Raw genomic sequence first — 17327 nt, forward strand, 5'->3', positions numbered from 1 at the left:
ACTTCCCGCCATGGAAACAGCTGATCTTGCGCGCGAAAACGCCCTGCTGAAGGCCCGCCTCGCCGAGGTGGAGGCGACGCTGGCCGAGACGCAAGAGGCCAATCGGCGGCTGCAGGATATCCTGCACGCGGCGCAGCGCGAGAAATTCGGCAAGCGCTCCGAAAAGCTCTCGCCCGACCAGTTCAACCTGCCCCTGGAAGATGCCGAATTTGCTCAAGGTGTGCTCGAGGCAGCACAAGAAAAGGCCGAAGCGGCGATGCAGCGGGCGCGCGGGGAAACACCCCGCAAGCCCAAGCGCAACCGCGGGCATCTGCCGTCCCATCTGCCTCGGGTTGAGCGCGTGATCGAGCCTGCCAGCACGCTCTGTCCCTGCGGTTGCGGCGAGATGTCCAGGATCGGGGAAGACGTGTCCGAACGTCTCGACGTGATCCCCGCCCAGTTCCGGGTGCTGGTCACGCGGCGCCCGAAATACGCCTGCCGCCGTTGCTCGCAAGCTGTCGCGCAGGCCCATGCCCCCGAGCATGTCGTGCCCGGCGGGCTGCCCACGGAACTCTTCATCGCCTGGATTATCGTCTCGAAGTTCGGTGACCACCTGCCGTTTTATCGGCAGGCCGAGATCTTCAAGCGGCAAGGGATCGATCTGGACCGCGGCACACTCGGCAACTGGGTCGGGCGCGCCTGTTTCCACCTGATGCCCGTCATCAACCAGATGCGTGCCCATCTGCGTGGCGCAGACCGCATCTTCGTGGATGAAACCCGCGCGCCGGTGCTGGAACCGGGCCTGAAACGCACCAAGAGCGGATTCTTCTGGGCCGTCGTATCCGATGATCGCGGCCATGGCGGGGCTGGCCCACCCATCGTGCTCTTCCACTATGCCCCTGGCCGGGGTAAGGCGCATCCGCTGAACTTCCTCGCCGGATACCACGGCCGCTTCCTGCAATGCGACGCCTACCAGTCCTACAACGCGATGACCGAGATCGCGCGCGACAATGGCCCGTGGCAACTGGTCTATTGCTGGACCCATGTCCGCCGCCGCTTCGTAAAGCGCTTCGAGAGCGATGGTTCACCCATTGCCGAGGAAATGCTGCGCCAGATCGCGCTGCTTTATCAGATCGAGAAGTCCGTGCGGAGCAAGGAGGCCGCTATGCGCCTTGCTGCCCGGCGTGAGCATTCGGCCCCGATCATCGCGGCGCTGAAACCCTGGCTGGAAGCCCAACTCTCGCGCATACCGCAGAAATCCCAGCTTGCCGAAGACATCCGCTACTCCCTCGCGCACTGGCCCGGACTGATCCGCTTCCTCGAGCACGGCATGCTGGAACTCGACACCAACCCGGTCGAGAACCAGATCAGGCCGATTGCCCTGACAAGAAAAAATGCACTCTTCGCCGGGAATGAAGTCGGCGCCGAAAACTGGGCTATGCTCGCCTCGCTGGTCGCTACCTGCAAGATGTCCGACGTGAACCCGGTCGACTATCTCGCCGCCACACTGCGCGCCATCCTCGACGGTCACCCACAAAGCGGTATCGAAGACCTCATGCCATGGCGCTTCAACCAGCCGTCAAGCCTCGCAGCATAGGGCCGCAACGTCGCGCTTACAAGTTTTCCGGTCGCGAGCACGACGAACGTCCTTACCCTCACGCTGCTCGCCGCCCCGAACAGCAGCGAGATCGGCGTGCGGGTCGTCGAGGAGGTCAGCGGGGCGGTGGTCGAGTTCATGCTCGACACCGATATCCCCGCCGCGACGCAACTCCTGAGCCCGCGCAACTTCATGAACAACGGCGCGACAGCGGCGGCGGTCGCATATGACTGTTCGGGGGTGTATGTGGAGACGGATTACTGACGCATTCGTTGACCGTGTTGGCCGCTTCGACAATTTTCTAACGCAGCCGCCCGTTGACCAAAACGGCATATCCCCAGCCGCGGCGGACGGCGATTTCGCCAGCAGCCTCACGATTTCGATCATCAACCGGGTAGCGTACCACTGCGCTGACCTTGAGGTCTGATCCGCCGGTGCCCACTCCAAACTTCTTGGCAACGCATCCGATTTGGCGCCGCTGTCCTGTCCTATCTGTATGGAACAGAGTCCACCCGTTACTACCCAATGTGATGCGATCACCAATATTCACGCAGGTCTCGATGTAGGACTGGCAATCATTCGGGTTTGGGTTGAAATTGCTGCGACGAACAGCCCAACCAAGGTCAATCTGGTCATGAGCGCCTGTAAGGACCTTCTCCCCTCCGGTCTCACCGGGGTGACGGCAGGGATCAGCACGGCCCCAAGCAAACTCCCGCTGCCCCATAAAATAGACCAACCGGGATTTTGCTCGGGTGAGGGCCACATAGAGCAGCCGCGCCTCTTCTGCGGCGTCATCTTCTAAGGCTTCCTTCGAATTTGCGGCATCTCCGAAAGATGTTCGAGAGGGGACGACGACGACATTGTCATATTCCAGCCCCTTCACCTTGTGAATTGTCGACACCACAATCTCTTGCCCGTCTTTCCTGCTGCCCATGAGGCGCAAGAGTTCATCGCGTTGCAGATTTCTGATGAAGCGCAGCAGGGTTGAAAGGTGCGGAAAGACACTTTCTTCGCGACAGAGCTCCCACAGATTCGTCAAATCAACCCAGGTTCCGCCCGACGATGTAGTCTCAGGGATTGCAATTGAAGCCGTAAACGTCGCAAGGAGCTCTTGTGCGAGGGAGTCATTCAACGCGCGATCACCTTTCGCAACTTCGACTTCGAGAAAATCGCACCACAACGCGACATGCCTTAGGTCAGAAATACGCATGTTTTCGCTGCTCTGAACTGAAATGCTCCCGAAATGGGAGGTCAGGTGTCGGTGGATCTCGGCAACTTCGTCGTTGGTGCGGCAAAGTACAGCCAGGGAACCCGGATTTTCACGATGAAGGCGCAGGCAAGTTTTGACGATTTCGTCAATCACCTGATCTCTGCTCCAGTCCCGGGCCACAATACGTTCGCAACGGCTAGCGCCCGCTGTCGAGGATTGCCGTAGCAAGGTCGATTTCAGGCGGCGCGACCTGCTGCTTCTGGCAAAGAAGCCAGAGATCATCTTCTGGCTCATTTCCACGATTTCCGCGCCGGAACGGAAATTCACGCAGAGTTCAAGGCAGCGAAGATGCTCGTCGCCAAACTCCGCCTTGAAGCGGTCAAAATAGGTCTCCGCAAATCCACCGCGGCGCAGGGGGCCGGCCTTCCTTTGCCAGCGCAAGATGTCCTGATCGTCATCGCCGATTACCATGACACCAGCTCTCTCGCCGCTGCCGCGATGCAGGTTGCTTATGATACCATAGACGTCGTCGGTGACGTCTTGAAACTCGTCCACCAAGATGCAACGGCAACCGCCCGCCACCTGTTCGCGAAATGCCGGGTCTGAGGTAAGTCTTGCCGCAAAATTCCCGAGCAGGTTCTCCATGTCCTGACCCGCGCTGCCGTCGATGCCAGCAAGGCTCAACCTCGCAAGCCCGTGGAAGGTGTGTATACGAACCTGAGAGGCATAGGCCGAATAGCCAAGCGTTCTGAACAGATCCCGTATCCGCTTTCTGATTTCAAAGACAACGGCCCGGTTGAAAGCCAAGACAACAATTTCTGCAGGCTTGATGTGCTGCTCTCGGATCAGATGGGCAATCCGGCCAACGAGCACGGAGGTCTTCCCTGCACCCGGGCCCGCATTGACCAAGAGATGTTGATCGAAACGGTGGGACATTGCCTGCCACTGTGCGGGCTCTTCGGAATTTTGATAGCGTCCGAAAAATTCGACTGCCTTCGTCGCACGCAACTGATCGCGTTTGGACGCGATGAAACCAATAGCCTCGTCTCCTTGATCTTCGATCTCACCAAGCTGGCCTTCCAGAAATGCCTTCAGGTCCGCGCCACTCGCCTGAGCGAAATATCCGCCTAAGAAGGGCTCCCGTGCTGGTTTGGGCAGGTTCGCGAAAACTTCCATCGCGAATGTGCGGGTTTCGGCCAATTCGTTGACGTCATTCAGTTCTTCGACAAGCTCGGGATGCCGATCAAGACCGGGGGACTCGTTGGACAAAGAGAGAATATAGGACAGAGGCACGAGTTCAGGCTGAACGCTGACGAGGTTCAGAGATGAGGAGAGGCGAAGTAGTGTCTCCAGGTCATTGATTCTGAATTTCTTTCTCGGATGCGCGGTTTCCAGACCCCGGATCAGGTCGTGAACCTCGACTTCTTTGAGCCCCCCTTCGAATGCTCTGGAAAAAAGGGTCAGAAGCGAGGGGATCAAGGCAAGAAGTTCATTGCACCTACCGGCGGCATTTCTTTGGTGTGCACTCGACATTTGAGCCTGCCAGAGCACGCCCTCATCTGGCGCTCGCACGATCTGTTTGATTCTGATGCCGCAGGCACGAGCGAGGGTACGGAACCCGTAAACAAAAGCCCGCTCATAGCGGCGGCGCAGAGCTTGCCGTTCGGCTTGCTCCTTCGGGGACGAGGGGTTCTCATCCTGGTTCCAGAAATCGAACGCAGACTGATCCAGATATTCTAAGGGAGTGAACTCTGCGCGATCCCGCGATTTCAAATGCTGGATCAAGCTGCGAACGGCGCTGCCGACTGTCTCGACCAGAACGGCGTTCCGTTCTTTCGGTTCCGACAACAGCGGCCGCTTGGCGAACTCGAGTGTCCAGCGCAGTTGCAGCCCCTGCCGTTGTTGAAGATCCACGAGACAGGCCATTGTCTCGTCTCTGCTAGAGATCCTGCACCGACGGCGTATCTGCGAGATGTTGATCAGTGCGGTGTCAGAGGCGGTACCCAACCGGCGCCGGGTTGGCGTGGGATCCGGCTGATCGGTCCGCACGCCAACAAGCTCGGATAGCCAGTTGAGAATGCCTCCCAAGAGGCCGCTGCGCTGTGGATGCCTTTGATCAGAATTGTTGAGGGACCCGTCAGAGTCCTCGCCGACTGCAATGGCGTGTATGGCTTTGGCCACACGCCCAGTCGGAGAGGCTTCAGCGGCAATGGCTGCGAGTCGGCTGGGGAAGAGTCTGACCGACAGTAGATCAGGGATCATACCAAGCTGAGTTAGGTGGCCAGCCTTTTCCAGCCAGTACAAGGCCATGCGCAGCTTGGTCGCGTTCGCTCTCATCTGTGCCGCGCTCTTGTAGGGCTCGAACCCATGGCTGGGAACGAAAGCAATCTTGTGACCCTCGATAATTTCGGCGGCCTCGTTTATCTTGCCTTCTATCTCGTCAATTTGTGGCGAGCGCAGCTCGTTCACGGCGCGAAGGCCGCGCATGTTCTCGAAGTCAGCAGAAGAGGCCAGCAGTTTGGCCTCCAACTGATCTAAGCCCGCCCGCCGCTTTTCAACGACGCCCCGCCCGATACGACCGACTTCCTGAAGATAGTCCTCGAGGTACGCAGGCGGAGAAAGATGGACGACCCAATGGATGTCAGGAATATCCATTCCCATGCCAAAGGCTTTGGTTGCGACCAAGATATCTAGGTCCCCGTCGCGGAACCGAGTGTAAATGTCGTCTCTCGTCGCTGAATCGAGACCGGCGTGATAGCTCTCGACCTCGCATCCGGCAGTCTCCGTCAAGCGCTTAGCAAGATCGTCTGCGTGCGCGCGACGCGTCACGAAGATGATGACCGCGCTTCTTTGTCCGGTTGCACGCCTATTTTCACGGGCCTGCTGTATTGCCTGCTGGATGTGGGGAAGACGTTCGGCCAGAGCTGTTTCAAAATCCTGACTGTCTAGGATATTTCCCCTAACCAGAAGAGGATCCACATCGATATGCGCACGTAGCGGGTTCGAAGATGCGTCCGCATCGGGGCATACAGCCAACGGAAGCCGCAGATGTTCGGGCGCACCTCCTGCAAGCAAATTGCGAATGCTGCGCCGGTCCGAGGCAGTAAGAGTTGCGGATAGGAGCAGGAAAGGCGTGACTTCGTTGAAGTCAGTGCCTCGAAGACTGCGCATGAGCAAAGTGAATGCGTGGAAATAATCCGGGCGGAACTCGTATCCCCATTGGTTCACGCAATGAGCTTCATCGAAGACAACATATTCAAGTCCTTCATCAGCTTCCATCCGCCGGCGAAGGACATCGAGGAACGCCGCATTGCGCAAACGCTCAGGGGCCACATAGAGCAATACGATCCGATGATCGAGCACACCTTGAAGCACCTCAGCCAGTTCGAAGCGGGGCCGGTCACTGTTCACGTAGTCGACCGATTCCGCAAAGCCCTGTTCGTGAAGTCTTGCGACCTGATCCTGCATAAGCGCCTTGAGTGGCGATATCACGAGCGTCAACCGTCTGTTGCGCAGTCCGCGGCAGAGCGACGGAACTTGGAAAAGCACAGATTTGCCTTCCCCCGTCGGCAAGGCGACCATGACATCGCTGCCGCGTGTGCGTATTGCCTCCATTGCCTGCTTCTGGGTAGGTTTGAAGCCGCTGACCGCGTTGCCGCCTGACTTGCCCGGAGGCTGCCAATTGGTGACAAGAAATTGTTCCATGGTTGCAAAGTCGGTAGGCGCGTCCTCGCGTTGGACCTGCAGCGTTTCGAATGCCAACTGCAGCCGCTTGCGGTCCTCCTTCGGCAAAGACCCATCCGGCAAGGGATGCTTGTCCACGAAGGCAAGCAATTCGAAGTTTGACACTTCGGCACGGGCGTCCAGCAGGATGGGAGCGTGTAGTGACTCGTTCAGGCCGGTTTCCTTCAGCCAGAACTCCAGGAAACGCCCGACAAGTGCCGGCGCGGTCTCAAGTATACTTGCCTCTGGAACGGCGATTTTTTCGGCGCCGGGGGCCGCGCGTGTTTCCTCGGAATTCTCCACGTTGTCGCTTGTTTCGGCGTCAGCCAGAGCGAACCATTCTTCGAGTGGCAAGGCTTCGACGACCGGGAGAAGTTTTACGTCGAGGGTCGCTGCAAGACGCTGCCAGTCCCGCCATTGGTCAATTGTGTCGACAATGGCAAAGTTGCGGCCGGCCGCCCGCCGCAGATGCTCACGCCGACTACGATGGGGCGGGCACATCTCGCCAAGCCCGATTTCAGCACATGCCGCGCTCAGGATCTGCATCAAGGCCGAACTTGTGGAACTGGCGACGAGAAGAATAGGAATGGCGTCGTCGCGACGGATTGCGCAGAATGCCTCGATAACCCCCGTCCAGTAGGAGGCCTGGTCAGCGGAGCCGGGAAATAACCCCGGATACTGCCGCACAGCGAGAAACGGCCGCTTCGTCAAGCCCGATGCCGGAGGTTTGACCACTTGGGTTGCGGTTGGCACCCGGATGGTCCGGAAACTTCGCCAACTGCCGCTGACATCGAGACGCTGAGCCGCACTGTCCCGTTTGAGCCACAAACCAGCGCCGGGTTCCGTAATCTTGATCAGCGGCGCATATCGAGAGCCGCCTTCCATGTCTGTCTGCCCCGGTTTAACCGTTTGGCGATCCACGATAACGAAGCGACCTTCGGGCAGCATCGCATGGATGCTCGACCCATCGACCTCTGACCACCACGAGGAAGCTCGCGGAATCGGCGCCACGCATATTCTTCCAACTATGGCAGGGACAAAGCTCGCGCCGTCGATCGCCTCAGAAAGACCTTCCAACCCCTCAATCAGCCACAGGGGCAACATTGACCGCCTTAGTGCAATTTTCTCCGCTTCTGCCCGCTGGCAGATCGCCAAGAGCACCTGGGCAATGGGGGACTGCGCAAAGGCTTCCTTCAGGTCGCGATCTAGGAGCTCGACATCAATTTGCCATCGCTCTCTCGCAAGCCTTTCGTCGGGATTGGCCGACACCACGGAAACACCTGGCACCCAGTCAACGGCCGTTAGTTCGTGGTCTGGCAACAGCACGAGTTGGACAGGATCTTGCTCAGTGGCAATCAGATATTCGGGGCGTGACCTGGCCAAGGGTGCAGCAGATACAAGGGGTGGGCAAATCGCGCAGAACAACTCTGCCGTGTCGTTGAACTGTCCCGCAAGAATTTTAGCCGTGAGTTCGGCCGGCAGCATGCGCATCTGCTGGACAAATAGCGCAAGTGTGGCCTCTGCATCGTCCTCGGCATGATGTGCACCCCCAAGCGCATGTGACGGCGCCGAAGGATCCAGCAAAAACTTCACGAGCATCGTGTCCCAGATCAGCGGCGCAGAGTCTGGAGGCAAACGGGCGGCAAGGATCGGCCAGTCCCACGCAAGGATGTTATGACCCACCACCAGCGTGGCGTGTTGCAGCCGTTGAGTCAGGTCTGCCAGCGCCGCGTCGAAATCCGTCCCGACTGCCGCATCGTGCAGTCGCTGTGTCGGACCCGACCCAGAACAGCCAACTTCCCATATGTTTTCCCCATCGGTTTCAAGGTCGATGGCAAGAACACAGTGGTGGACAAGTCTATCCAAGACTTCGGGCCGATCACCAATCGCGGCGACGAGAGGCGAGATATCCTGCTTCCAGCCGGTTCGAACCTTGTGCTCTGCCGCATTCGAAAGCCGCCCAAACAGTCTCGGCGCAACAGCCGGATCCTGCACCGCAAGCTCGTCACAGCAGGCTTGGTCCAAGATAGCATTTTCCGCTAGGATCATCATCCAGTCACGGAGCGCGCTAGAAAGTCGAAGATTGCGCCTCAGAATTCGCTGCGCGGCTATGGCTTCATAGGCGTTCTTGCCTTCAAACCATTCAAGGTGACTGTGATCTAACTGATCGTTGACATGACGCAGAACAAACCACTCCAGAATGGCAGCCTTGTCGTCGTCATTTAGTCTTCGCGTCGGTTTTACGTCCGAAGTATGCGTTTCGGAAACCCTTGGCGGAGACGCCCATGAGGAGGAAAGCCATTTTTTCTGCGGCTCACCCAGTGCGCCTAATTGAGCCGGAGAGAAATATTCCAGCAGATCCGAAACCGAACACCGCGAACTCGCCGGATCAATCATTTCTCGAAAATCAAAGCGGCAGGACTTCAGCATTTCTTCCAGCTGTGCCTGCTTCAGATTCTCGGTGTCCAGGTCTGAAATCAGTCTCAACCAGGTAGCGCCAAGCAATGGGTCGCGCAAATCAGAGGGAGCCTGCCCATCCCATTGTTTTACATACCATTTCGCTTCCACTAACTGATGAATCTGCTTGAGGGAGCGCGCTTTGAGAACGTCAAGTCTGTAGGCATCAAGATCTGCTTGGCAAGCGGGTACTTGTAGCCCGCCCCACTCCAAATCTTCCGCCCGCACCCATTGCACGATGCATTGTCGGCTAGGCTCCTTTGCCCGAGATCCAATCTGGCACAGCAGCAGATCGCCAACGTTAATTGCCTCGAAATCCCGTTGGCCCGCCAAGTTCGACGTTACATGGAAGAAGAACTCATCATCGCCGAACTCGCATCTCGCAAACCCAAACCCTCGGTCTTCAACCAAACGTTCGATTTTCGCCACGAAAGGCAGGCGAACAAGACTCGATCGAAATTGTTGCGTGTCGGTCCGTGCTGCACGAGAAGAAGACAGACTGGATTTCTGGAGATTCAATTGGTTACCGGACGCTCAGTGTATGCAGAAGCATTTGAAGCATGCGTATGGTGGAGAAGCAAGGCGACACATCAGTAGCTTGCATGGAGGTGGGGTGGATTCCGCTCTTACCCCAGCGTCGTGGATGGGCCAAGGAGGGTCTGCGAGTATCCACAAAGGAGGACGGTCATGTCGTAAATACCACGGTCGGGCTCGACCTTGCGAAGAATGTGTTTCAAGCTTTTGGCTTGACACCTCCGGGCGCGCCATGTGGCCACGCTGAGACCAGATTCCAGACCGCGGATCATGCCGCATCGCGGGTGTAGGAGGTGATGATGCCGCCGAGCTGGCGCCGGCGGCGGATCGGGCCGTCGCGGGCGGGGCTGAAATCGACCTGAAGCACATTGTTCCCGATCTCCCGCCCCCGATGCGGACGCTCGACATTGTAATGGCACACCCATGTGCGCAGGATGTAATCGAGCTGGGACCGGCTGAAGCAGACGAAGAAATCCAGGCATTCGCGCTTGATGGTGCCGATGAAGGATTCCGCGAAGGCATTGGCGTTCGGCGCCCGGTGCGGGATCTGGATGACCCGGGCAGCTTCCGACGCCCAGACGGCATCGAAGCTGGCGCTGAACTTGGTGTCGGCGTCGCGGATCAGGAAACCCGGCGTGATCTCCTGGTCCGCGCACCACATCAGCGTATTGCGGGCCTGCTGGGTCACCCATGCCGAGTCGGGGGCGTAGGTCGGGGCGCTGCAGAACACGCGGCGGCTGCCGAGATGGATGAAGATCAGCACATAGGCCGTCAGCGGCCCGCGGGCGGTAAGCACAGTCTTGGTGAAGAAGTCGCAGGCCACCATGCTTTCCATATGTGCCCTGACGAAGGTGGTCCACGGCAGGGCCGGCTTCTTCTTCCGCTTCTCGGGGCTGGGGTGGATGCCCGCCTCATCGAGGATGCGCTTGACCGAGTTGGCGCCGGCATAGAGCCCGAGCTTTTTCAGCTCCCCGGCGATCCGCTTGTAGCCCCAGAGGAGATTTTCCGAGCCGATGCGAATGACGACGTCGCGCAGCTCCTGCGTCAGGCGCGGCCTGCCCACGGCCTTGAAGGCGCGCCCATCACGCATCTGGGCAAGCCAGCGCTTGTAGGTCGCGGGCCTGGCCACCTCCATGAGCCCGTCGATATCGTGTCCGCACTCCGCCCCGATGCGCAGCAGCTCGGATTTCTCGGCGGGCGACAGGATGATCCTTTGCGCCGGGATGCGGGCCCGGAGAATATGGATCTGGGCCTTGAGCAGCCGCATCTGCGCGTTGTGCCGCGGCATGAAGAACCGGGCCAGGAAGACCAGAAGGAGGGAAAACGTCGAATTCATCTTGCCGGGCTCCACCACGGCGCTTAAAAAATTGCCGTCATGTCAATGCGATGAGACGTGGCTACATTTTGGCACCCCTCTCAGGAAGGCCAAAAACGCGTGGGACGGGTGATGGCCGTCGTGAATCCACGGCGCGCCGCAGCGGACAGGCCCGTTGATCTCCGCATGAGAGCATAGGGACCACAGTCGTCCGTTTCGCTGCCGGTCGCGACTGAACCAGATGACCATTTGAACCACCATAAGTGTCATATAATACAATGATTTAGGTGGTGGAGAAGGTTCGACGCCAGGCCCATCCCCTCCGGCCTTTCTGTCAGGCAACTGGGGCGGTTGGTCGGATTTTCTGGAGCGTGTCGAGCGGCCCTCCGCGCATCTTTTCTTCCTACCTATGCTTGTCGTTCGGGCCCGCAGCCCACGTATCCGTTCAGGTCGCTAGAAAAGACGGGGGCTCGTCAAACTCGACCGCGGTCCTGCAAGACCAAGCTCCGCACGACGCCACCCCCGCCGCTGCCCCGCAGTTTGCGGTGCTGGGCAGCGGCTCCCTTTTGCCTTGGGAGCCGGGAATCCCATAAGACAAGCTCCGCCGGTGTTCCCGCGCCGCTGGTCGTGGCCACCGTCTCGCCCTGCGCCACCAGCCGCGCGGTGGCGGTGAGCAGGCCCGAACGCTGCATCTGCCAGCTGAGCTGGTCCAGCACTACGCCGGAATACATGGCGTAGCGCGGCACCTCGGGCATGGCGGTCTCGATCGCCATGCTGGGCAGCGTCCAGCTGCCGGACTGGAACGTATGCGTATATGGACCGGGCGAACTGCCGGTAGTGGTGGGCGCGCCGAAGGCCGCCTTCAGCCAGAAGCCGACGGCCTCGGCGTCGATTGGCACCACCACATCGCCATCGGCGGTCACCGCGTCCTTGATGGGCGCCAGCGGATCGCGGCCGTAACCCAGAAGTTCCGAGTTCAACAGCGGCTGTTCCGCCCCGAGCGTGGCGCTGGCAAAGGGCATCCTTGTGTAGCCGCTGCCGGGCGGCGTGCCATAGGTCGTCTCGAACGCGAGCGCCATCCGCGCCCGCGCCCCTTGGGCGCGTGCCATGTCGATCTCCTTGTCGAAGGGGTTCAGCCGAGTGGGTCAGCCGCGGAATAGTGCAGCACCACCGGAATGACGGCCGCCTTCAGGCTGGCCGCGCCGTCCACCGGCAGGTCGACCGGTTGCGGGGCTTCCGCCTCGACCCAGTCGCAGAGACCGCCGAGCGTGCGGTCGGCAGCGAGTACCGCGCCGATGCTGGCGCAGAGCGTGTCGAAGGCCGTGTCCCGTGATGCACCCTGCACGACCGCCTCGATTTCGGCGCGGTGCTGGTAGTGATAGCGCAAGGGCGAGAGCGTCACCTCGGGCTCGCCGGGTTCGCCGTCGCGCAGGATCAGCAACCCGGCTGCCGGCACACGCTCGGGCAGCACCTCGCCGCGCAGGGCGGTGGCCGGCAGCGCCGAGAGCCGCGCGTGCAACGCGGAGAGGATGGTTTCGCGGGTGGAGGGCATGGCGATCCCGGTTGTCCGGGACCAGCCCGGCTTCAGTGATCCCTGTCGGGTTTCGGTTCGGTGAGGGCAGCAAGCCGTCTCGGCAGGTCCGAGCGTCCGTGCAGGAAGTCGATGATGGTCACCTGCTCGGCATCCTCGACGAAGATGACGAAATGCTGGCCCGCGCGCGCAAAGCGCAGATCCTCGGGCAGGTCCGGATCGATGATCCGCCGGCAGTCTTGCCACATGGCGGTGCCCGCCGCGATGTTGTGACACGCGGCGATCAGGTCTTCTTCATAGGCTTCGGCCTGACGTGGGCCGAAGGCATCGTAGGTCCAACGCGCGATGTCAACGAGCGATGCTTCAGCCTGTCGCGTCAGGCGCCATGGCTTCGGCATCAGGATCGGGAACGCGCCGAGGCAAAGGCGCGCCGGATTGCATCCTCGCCGCTGCCCTCGGCCAGATCGCCGCGTCGAGCCTGTTCCAGCCCGGTCGTCAACCGGGCTCGCAGATCGCCGAGTTCAGCCTCCTCGCGTTCGAGAAGTCGCAGCCCCGCCCGCAATGCCTCCGAAGCATTCTGGTAACGCCCCGACGCCACCAGTCGGTCGACCAGAGCGGACTGGGTTTCGGTGAGAACGACGTTTCGGGTGGCCATGCGAACCTCCATGCGGATCATTGGCAATATATGCCAATTCGCCCTGCATGTCGACATCCGCGGTCAGAGCCGGGTTTCAACCCAGTTCGCCACGATCAGCCCCGGCACCGCATCGCGCATCCGCTCGGCGTCCCGCGCGAGATCAAGGCGCTTCGGCAGCCTGACCTGCGGGACCAGCAGGAAGATCGGCACGGTGGTCAGCCCCCGGCCGGTCTTCGATCGGGACGCCACCGCGCGGCCCTTCGTGTTCAGCCGGCCCTCGGCTACCAGCAGGCTTGGGCCGGTCCGGCGATAGACGAAGCGCAGGCGCAGGCTGGTGCGACGTTCCCATTCCAGCGGCGTGATCCGGCCGCCACGCGTGGATTTACCCGCCGCCGGTGTGGGAATCGTCAACCAGAACCCGCTTTTCGAGCGGATCAGCGGGCCAGTGTCGTGGGCGCCGACGATCACCGGCGCCTTCGACCAGACCAGTGCCGCCGCGTTGAGGCTGGTCCTGCCTTTCGGGAACTGCTCCGACCGGATGGTGCGGGCAAGCCGCGCCCCGAGGCCCGCACCGGTGAGCGTACTGTGAGCCCGGCCGATCCGAACAGGGTGATCGCGACGGCGAGATCCTGGCTCGGCACGCCCTACCACGATCAGGCCAGCCTGCGCGGCGTCGGCTGCGATTGCCTTGGTCTCGCCCGTGGTGTCTGGCGCGAGGCCGTCGGCCCCGAGCCGTTTCCGATCCCACCCTACAGCCGCGACTGGGGTGAGACCGGCCCGCGCGAGGTGCTGGCCGAGGGCGCGCGGCGGATGATGATCGAAGTGGAACCTGCGGCGGCCGAACCCGGCGCACTGGTCCTCTTCCGGATGAAGCCCCGCGCCATCGCCAAGCATGTCGGGATCCTCACCGGGCCCGGCACCTTTCTCCACGCCTACGAGCGGCTCGGCGTGATCGAGGAGCCACTCACCTCTGTCTGGCGGCGGCGCATCGCCTTTGCCTTCCAGTTTCCCCAACGCTGAGCATCCACCATGGCCACCCTCGTTCTCGGCGTCGCCGGCGCAGCCATCGGCGGCAGCATCGGCGGCGCGATCCTTGGCGTCAGCGCCGCCACCATCGGTGGCTTCATCGGCTCGACCGTGGGCTCGGTCGTCGACAGCTGGATCATCTCGTCGCTGGCGCCCACCCAGCGCATCGAGGGCGCGCGGCTCGACACGCTGCGCATCACCTCCTCCACCGAAGGGGCGGTGATCCCGCGGCTCTATGGCCGGATGCGGATCGGCGGCAACATCGTCTGGGCGACGGATTTCCGCGAGGAGACGAAGACCACCACGCAGGGCGGCGGCAAGGGCGGCGGAGGCGGCAAGGTCAAGACGACCGAGTATCTCTACTACGCCAGCTTCGCTGTTGCCTTGTGCGAGGGTCCGATCACCGGCATCGGCCGCATCTGGGCCGACGGCAAGCCGATGGACTTCTCCGGCGTCACCTGGCGCTGGTATCCGGGCGACGAGGCGCAGACGGCCGATCCCTTCATTTCGGCCAGAATGGGCGCGGCCAGCACGCCCGCCTATCGCGGCACCGCCTATGTCGTCTTCGAGGAGCTGCCGCTCTCCAGCTTTGGCAACCGCCTGCCGCAGCTCTCCTTCGAGGTCTTCCGCCCGCTCGCCGATCCCGACACCGCCGAAGGGCTGACCCGCGCCGTCACCATGATCCCGGCCTCGGGCGAGTTCACCTACGCGACGCAAGCCATCCGCAAGACTGATGGCGGCGCGACGCAGGCGGAGAATCTGAACGCGCTGCCCGACGCCACCGACATGGTGGTGGCGCTGGACCGGCTGCAGGCGATGGGCCCGGCGGTCGAGAGCGTCAGCCTCGTCGTCGCCTGGTTCGGCGACGATCTGCGCGCGGGTGGCGGGCATGGGTCGAGGACGAGAGTCTGCTGCTGGTCTACGACGGCTCGAGCTGGAACAGCACTACGCCTGCGACGCTACAGAACATGGCGCTGCTTGGCGTTGGCACCACCGCCGACCCGGCCAACCCGTTCTCCGCCAAGCTCAATGCGGCGCTCTGGACCGCGAAGACCATCGCCGAGGGCGGGACCGGCGATCTGTTCTATACAATGAACAAGGAAACCGCGGGCCGCGACCTCGGGCTCACCCTCCAGACCGCCTATGTCACCAAGGCGCTGATGGGCCTCTTCGGTTCGGACAGGTTCCGGTTGGCGGTCTCCGCCGACGGCAGCACCTTCTTCGACGGGCTGATCGTCGACAACGCCACCGGCATCGTCGATCAGCCCCGGCTGCCGCGCTTCAAGGGCTTCACCAACTACGACAACTACGTCGGCATCGACAGCTGGACGAAGATCGGCATCAACAACACCGACTATAACGATCAGGGCGCGTTCGACGCTGGCAACAACCGCTTCGTCGCGTCGGTCGCCGGCACATACCTCTTCGGCGCGACGCTGCTCTACAAGATCAACGCCAGCGCCACGGCCCGCATGCGCGGACGGCTCGTCCTGAACGGCACGACGGAAATCCGCGGCTCCCTCGGCGAAATTTCCGCCACCCACGTCTCGCTCGCCACCGCCATCTGGCTGCAGACCATGGTGCCGCTGACGGCAGGCGATACCGTCGAGCTGCAGGGGTATTTCCGGGTCGCGGACGGCTACTTCGCCGCCGATCACACGTCCTTCTGGGGCTGCAAGGTCGGCAGTTCCTGGCCTATGCAGATCATCCCGATACCGGCGCACCCTATGTCTGGCCCGAGGAAGGGCTGGCCGACCTCGACATCACCACTCTGCCGGAAAACACGGCAGAATCGGCGGCAGCCTTTCTCGACGAGGCCTATGCGGCATTGCCCGAGACCCTGCGCCAGCGCGGTCTTTCGCCCGCATCGCCCGTTGCGGAGCATCTGCGCAGCCACAGCCAGATCGGCACCTTGCTTGCGATCCGGGCGGCGCTGGACTGGTTGCCGAATGATGAGCTCGACTATGACAGCTGGATGCGTATCGGCATGGCGCTCAAAGGGGCGCTTGGCGAGGCAGGCGCCGGGGTCTTCACAGACTGGTCGGCGCAGGTCGCAAAGGACGTAGCCGCGACCACGGCCAAGGCATGGGCCAGCTTCAAGCCGGACCGGATCGGCGCCGGCACCATCTATCACCTCGCCATGGAGCGCGGCTGGCAGCCTGACGCGGCCTTGCACCTCGACGGCAGCCTCGACCTGAGTGGCTCGCATCCTGCGGCCGATCTGCTCGCCAGGCTGGACGGGACCGCCCCGGCCATTTCTTCGCCCGGCACGCCTGCCTTCAGCCTGATCATCCCCGACGGTTTGGTGGGTGATTTGACCGGGTACATGCTGACCACTGCCAGGCGACCGCAGCCCCTTCTTTCGCTCGGGGCAAGCCTCTGCGCCATTGGCGCACTGATGGGGCGGCACTACCGCACGACGACCAACCTGCGCTCGAATCTCTATGTCGTGGGCATCGCCGACAGCGGATCGGGAAAGAACCATGCCCGAGAAATCATCAACGAGGTGTTCTTCGAGGCCGGGCTCGCCCATCACCTTGGCGGCAACAAGATCGCCTCCGGTGCGGGGCTTCTGACCGCGTTGCATCGCCAGCCGGCGATTCTGTTCCAGATCGACGAGTTCGGCATGTTCCTGTCGGCCGCGGCGGACCGCAAACGCAGATGCCGCCTGGTATTGCTGGCACGCCTCGCGTCGCCAGGCAATGCTGGAAGCCTGCTGGGAAAAGGCGGGCGCCTTCGTCCATCAGCAGATCATCTGGGTGAAGGACCGCGGCGTCCTGACCCGGTCGCATTATCTCTGGAAGCACGAACCCTGCTTCATGGGCTGGCGCCGTCCCAACCGCCCGCCGAAAGTGGCGGAGGAAACGCTACCCTCGACATGGGCGCTGTCCGCGCTTCTGCTGGCTGAGCAGGAGGCCGCGTGATGACCGCCTTCCAATCCCTTTTTGCCGATCATGGAGATGCGTTGTAGCTGGACCAGTTCGTCGTGCGATAGCGGGCGGGTGATGGCTTGCTCATGCAGCGCGTCTAACGGCATGGATTCGCAAAGTGAATCACTTGCCGTCAGGCTTGTGCAACAACGCCCAGAAGCTGCCGCAGGACTTCCAGCGTCAGGTGACGCGGCTGGCCGATCGGCAGGATGGATGGGTGATAGCGGGGAAGATACTGCGGGTGGACTCACCAGCAGTATCTCCGTCTGAAGGTCTAGAAGCATCGAAAGATGGTGAGCTTCGATGGTCTGCTCGAACTCCCACGACGGATTCTCTGCCCGCAATTCCCGGAGGGTCCGTGACAGGATCAGGCGCGGCAGCCGCCCTT

The 17327-nt window shown here is 61.6% G+C and carries 10 protein-coding genes and 3 pseudogenes; 6 read left to right on the top strand and 7 right to left on the bottom strand.

The window, feature by feature from the left end:
- The first annotated feature begins 10 nt into the window (after positions 1-10).
- Together tnpC and JHW40_RS12155 are read left to right on the top strand one after the other, a co-directional pair.
- Entirely contained in the window at positions 11-1576 is a 1566-nt protein-coding gene (gene tnpC / locus JHW40_RS12150; RefSeq protein WP_272848971.1) for an IS66 family transposase, read from the top strand.
- Between the two features lie 96 nt (positions 1577-1672).
- Positions 1673-1840, top strand: a complete 168-nt coding sequence (locus tag JHW40_RS12155; protein WP_244519210.1) for a hypothetical protein — start codon at positions 1673-1675, stop codon at positions 1838-1840.
- 37 nt (positions 1841-1877) lie between these two features.
- On the opposite strand, the gene JHW40_RS12160 is transcribed toward JHW40_RS12155, so the two are convergent.
- From JHW40_RS12160 to JHW40_RS12190, 7 genes and pseudogenes are all read right to left on the bottom strand, one after another.
- The gene (locus JHW40_RS12160; protein ID WP_139208165.1) at positions 1878-9485 is read right to left on the bottom strand and encodes a UvrD-helicase domain-containing protein; all 7608 of its coding nucleotides are present in this window, start codon (positions 9483-9485) and stop codon (positions 1878-1880) included.
- 283 nt (positions 9486-9768) lie between these two features.
- Complete coding sequence (locus tag JHW40_RS12165) at positions 9769-10836, bottom strand: integrase core domain-containing protein (RefSeq protein ID WP_090612831.1); 1068 nt, start codon at positions 10834-10836, stop codon at positions 9769-9771.
- Positions 10837-11405: 569 nt separating this feature from the next.
- A pseudogene (locus JHW40_RS12170) lies at positions 11406-11924 on the bottom strand (phage tail tube protein); the annotation flags it as partial.
- 23 nt (positions 11925-11947) lie between these two features.
- Positions 11948-12367 carry an acyl-CoA transferase gene (locus tag JHW40_RS12175; RefSeq protein ID WP_090612740.1) on the bottom strand — a complete coding sequence of 140 codons (420 nt, stop codon included), beginning with the start codon at positions 12365-12367 and terminating at the stop codon, positions 11948-11950.
- A 32-nt stretch (positions 12368-12399) separates the two neighbouring features.
- A complete protein-coding gene (locus JHW40_RS12180) occupies positions 12400-12744 on the bottom strand; it encodes a type II toxin-antitoxin system RelE/ParE family toxin (protein ID WP_090612742.1) in 345 nt (114 codons plus the stop codon).
- On the bottom strand, positions 12744-13001 hold the full coding sequence (locus JHW40_RS12185) for a type II toxin-antitoxin system ParD family antitoxin (RefSeq protein WP_090612834.1): 258 nt from the start codon (positions 12999-13001) through the stop codon (positions 12744-12746). The genes JHW40_RS12180 and JHW40_RS12185 overlap by 1 nt, the downstream gene beginning before the upstream one ends.
- Positions 13002-13064: 63 nt before the next feature.
- Positions 13065-13562, bottom strand: a pseudogene (locus tag JHW40_RS12190) (DUF6441 family protein); the annotation flags it as partial.
- A 6-nt stretch (positions 13563-13568) separates the two neighbouring features.
- On the opposite strand from JHW40_RS12190, the gene JHW40_RS12195 reads away from it, so the two are divergent.
- From JHW40_RS12195 to JHW40_RS24190, 4 genes and pseudogenes are all read left to right on the top strand, one after another.
- On the top strand, positions 13569-14003 hold the full coding sequence (locus tag JHW40_RS12195; protein ID WP_090612836.1) for an NlpC/P60 family protein: 435 nt from the start codon (positions 13569-13571) through the stop codon (positions 14001-14003).
- Positions 14004-14012: 9 nt separating this feature from the next.
- Positions 14013-14891, top strand: a pseudogene (locus JHW40_RS12200) (baseplate multidomain protein megatron); the annotation flags it as partial.
- 86 nt (positions 14892-14977) lie between these two features.
- Positions 14978-16075 (top strand): hypothetical protein, encoded by a 1098-nt coding sequence (locus JHW40_RS24185; protein WP_419182441.1) that lies wholly within the window; start codon positions 14978-14980, stop codon positions 16073-16075.
- The gene (locus tag JHW40_RS24190; protein WP_139208166.1) at positions 15985-16917 is read left to right on the top strand and encodes a PriCT-2 domain-containing protein; all 933 of its coding nucleotides are present in this window, start codon (positions 15985-15987) and stop codon (positions 16915-16917) included. The genes JHW40_RS24185 and JHW40_RS24190 overlap by 91 nt, the downstream gene beginning before the upstream one ends.
- Positions 16918-17327: the final 410 nt, after the last annotated feature.

The organism is Paracoccus alcaliphilus, assembly GCF_028553725.1.
Taxonomy (GTDB): Bacteria; Pseudomonadota; Alphaproteobacteria; order Rhodobacterales; family Rhodobacteraceae; genus Paracoccus; species Paracoccus alcaliphilus.

Bases quoted from the DNA above. Each gene is read 5' to 3' on its own strand.
- JHW40_RS24190 (WP_139208166.1), top strand. From the start codon at position 15,985: ATGCGTATCGGCATGGCGCTCAAAGGGGCGCTTGGCGAGGCAGGCGCC.
- JHW40_RS12175 (WP_090612740.1), bottom strand. From the start codon at position 12,367: ATGCCCTCCACCCGCGAAACCATCCTCTCCGCGTTGCACGCGCGGCTC.
- JHW40_RS12185 (WP_090612834.1), bottom strand. From the start codon at position 13,001: ATGGCCACCCGAAACGTCGTTCTCACCGAAACCCAGTCCGCTCTGGTC.
- tnpC (WP_272848971.1), top strand. From the start codon at position 11: ATGGAAACAGCTGATCTTGCGCGCGAAAACGCCCTGCTGAAGGCCCGC.
- JHW40_RS12180 (WP_090612742.1), bottom strand. From the start codon at position 12,744: ATGCCGAAGCCATGGCGCCTGACGCGACAGGCTGAAGCATCGCTCGTT.
- JHW40_RS12165 (WP_090612831.1), bottom strand. From the start codon at position 10,836: ATGAATTCGACGTTTTCCCTCCTTCTGGTCTTCCTGGCCCGGTTCTTC.
- JHW40_RS24185 (WP_419182441.1), top strand. From the start codon at position 14,978: ATGGCGCTGCTTGGCGTTGGCACCACCGCCGACCCGGCCAACCCGTTC.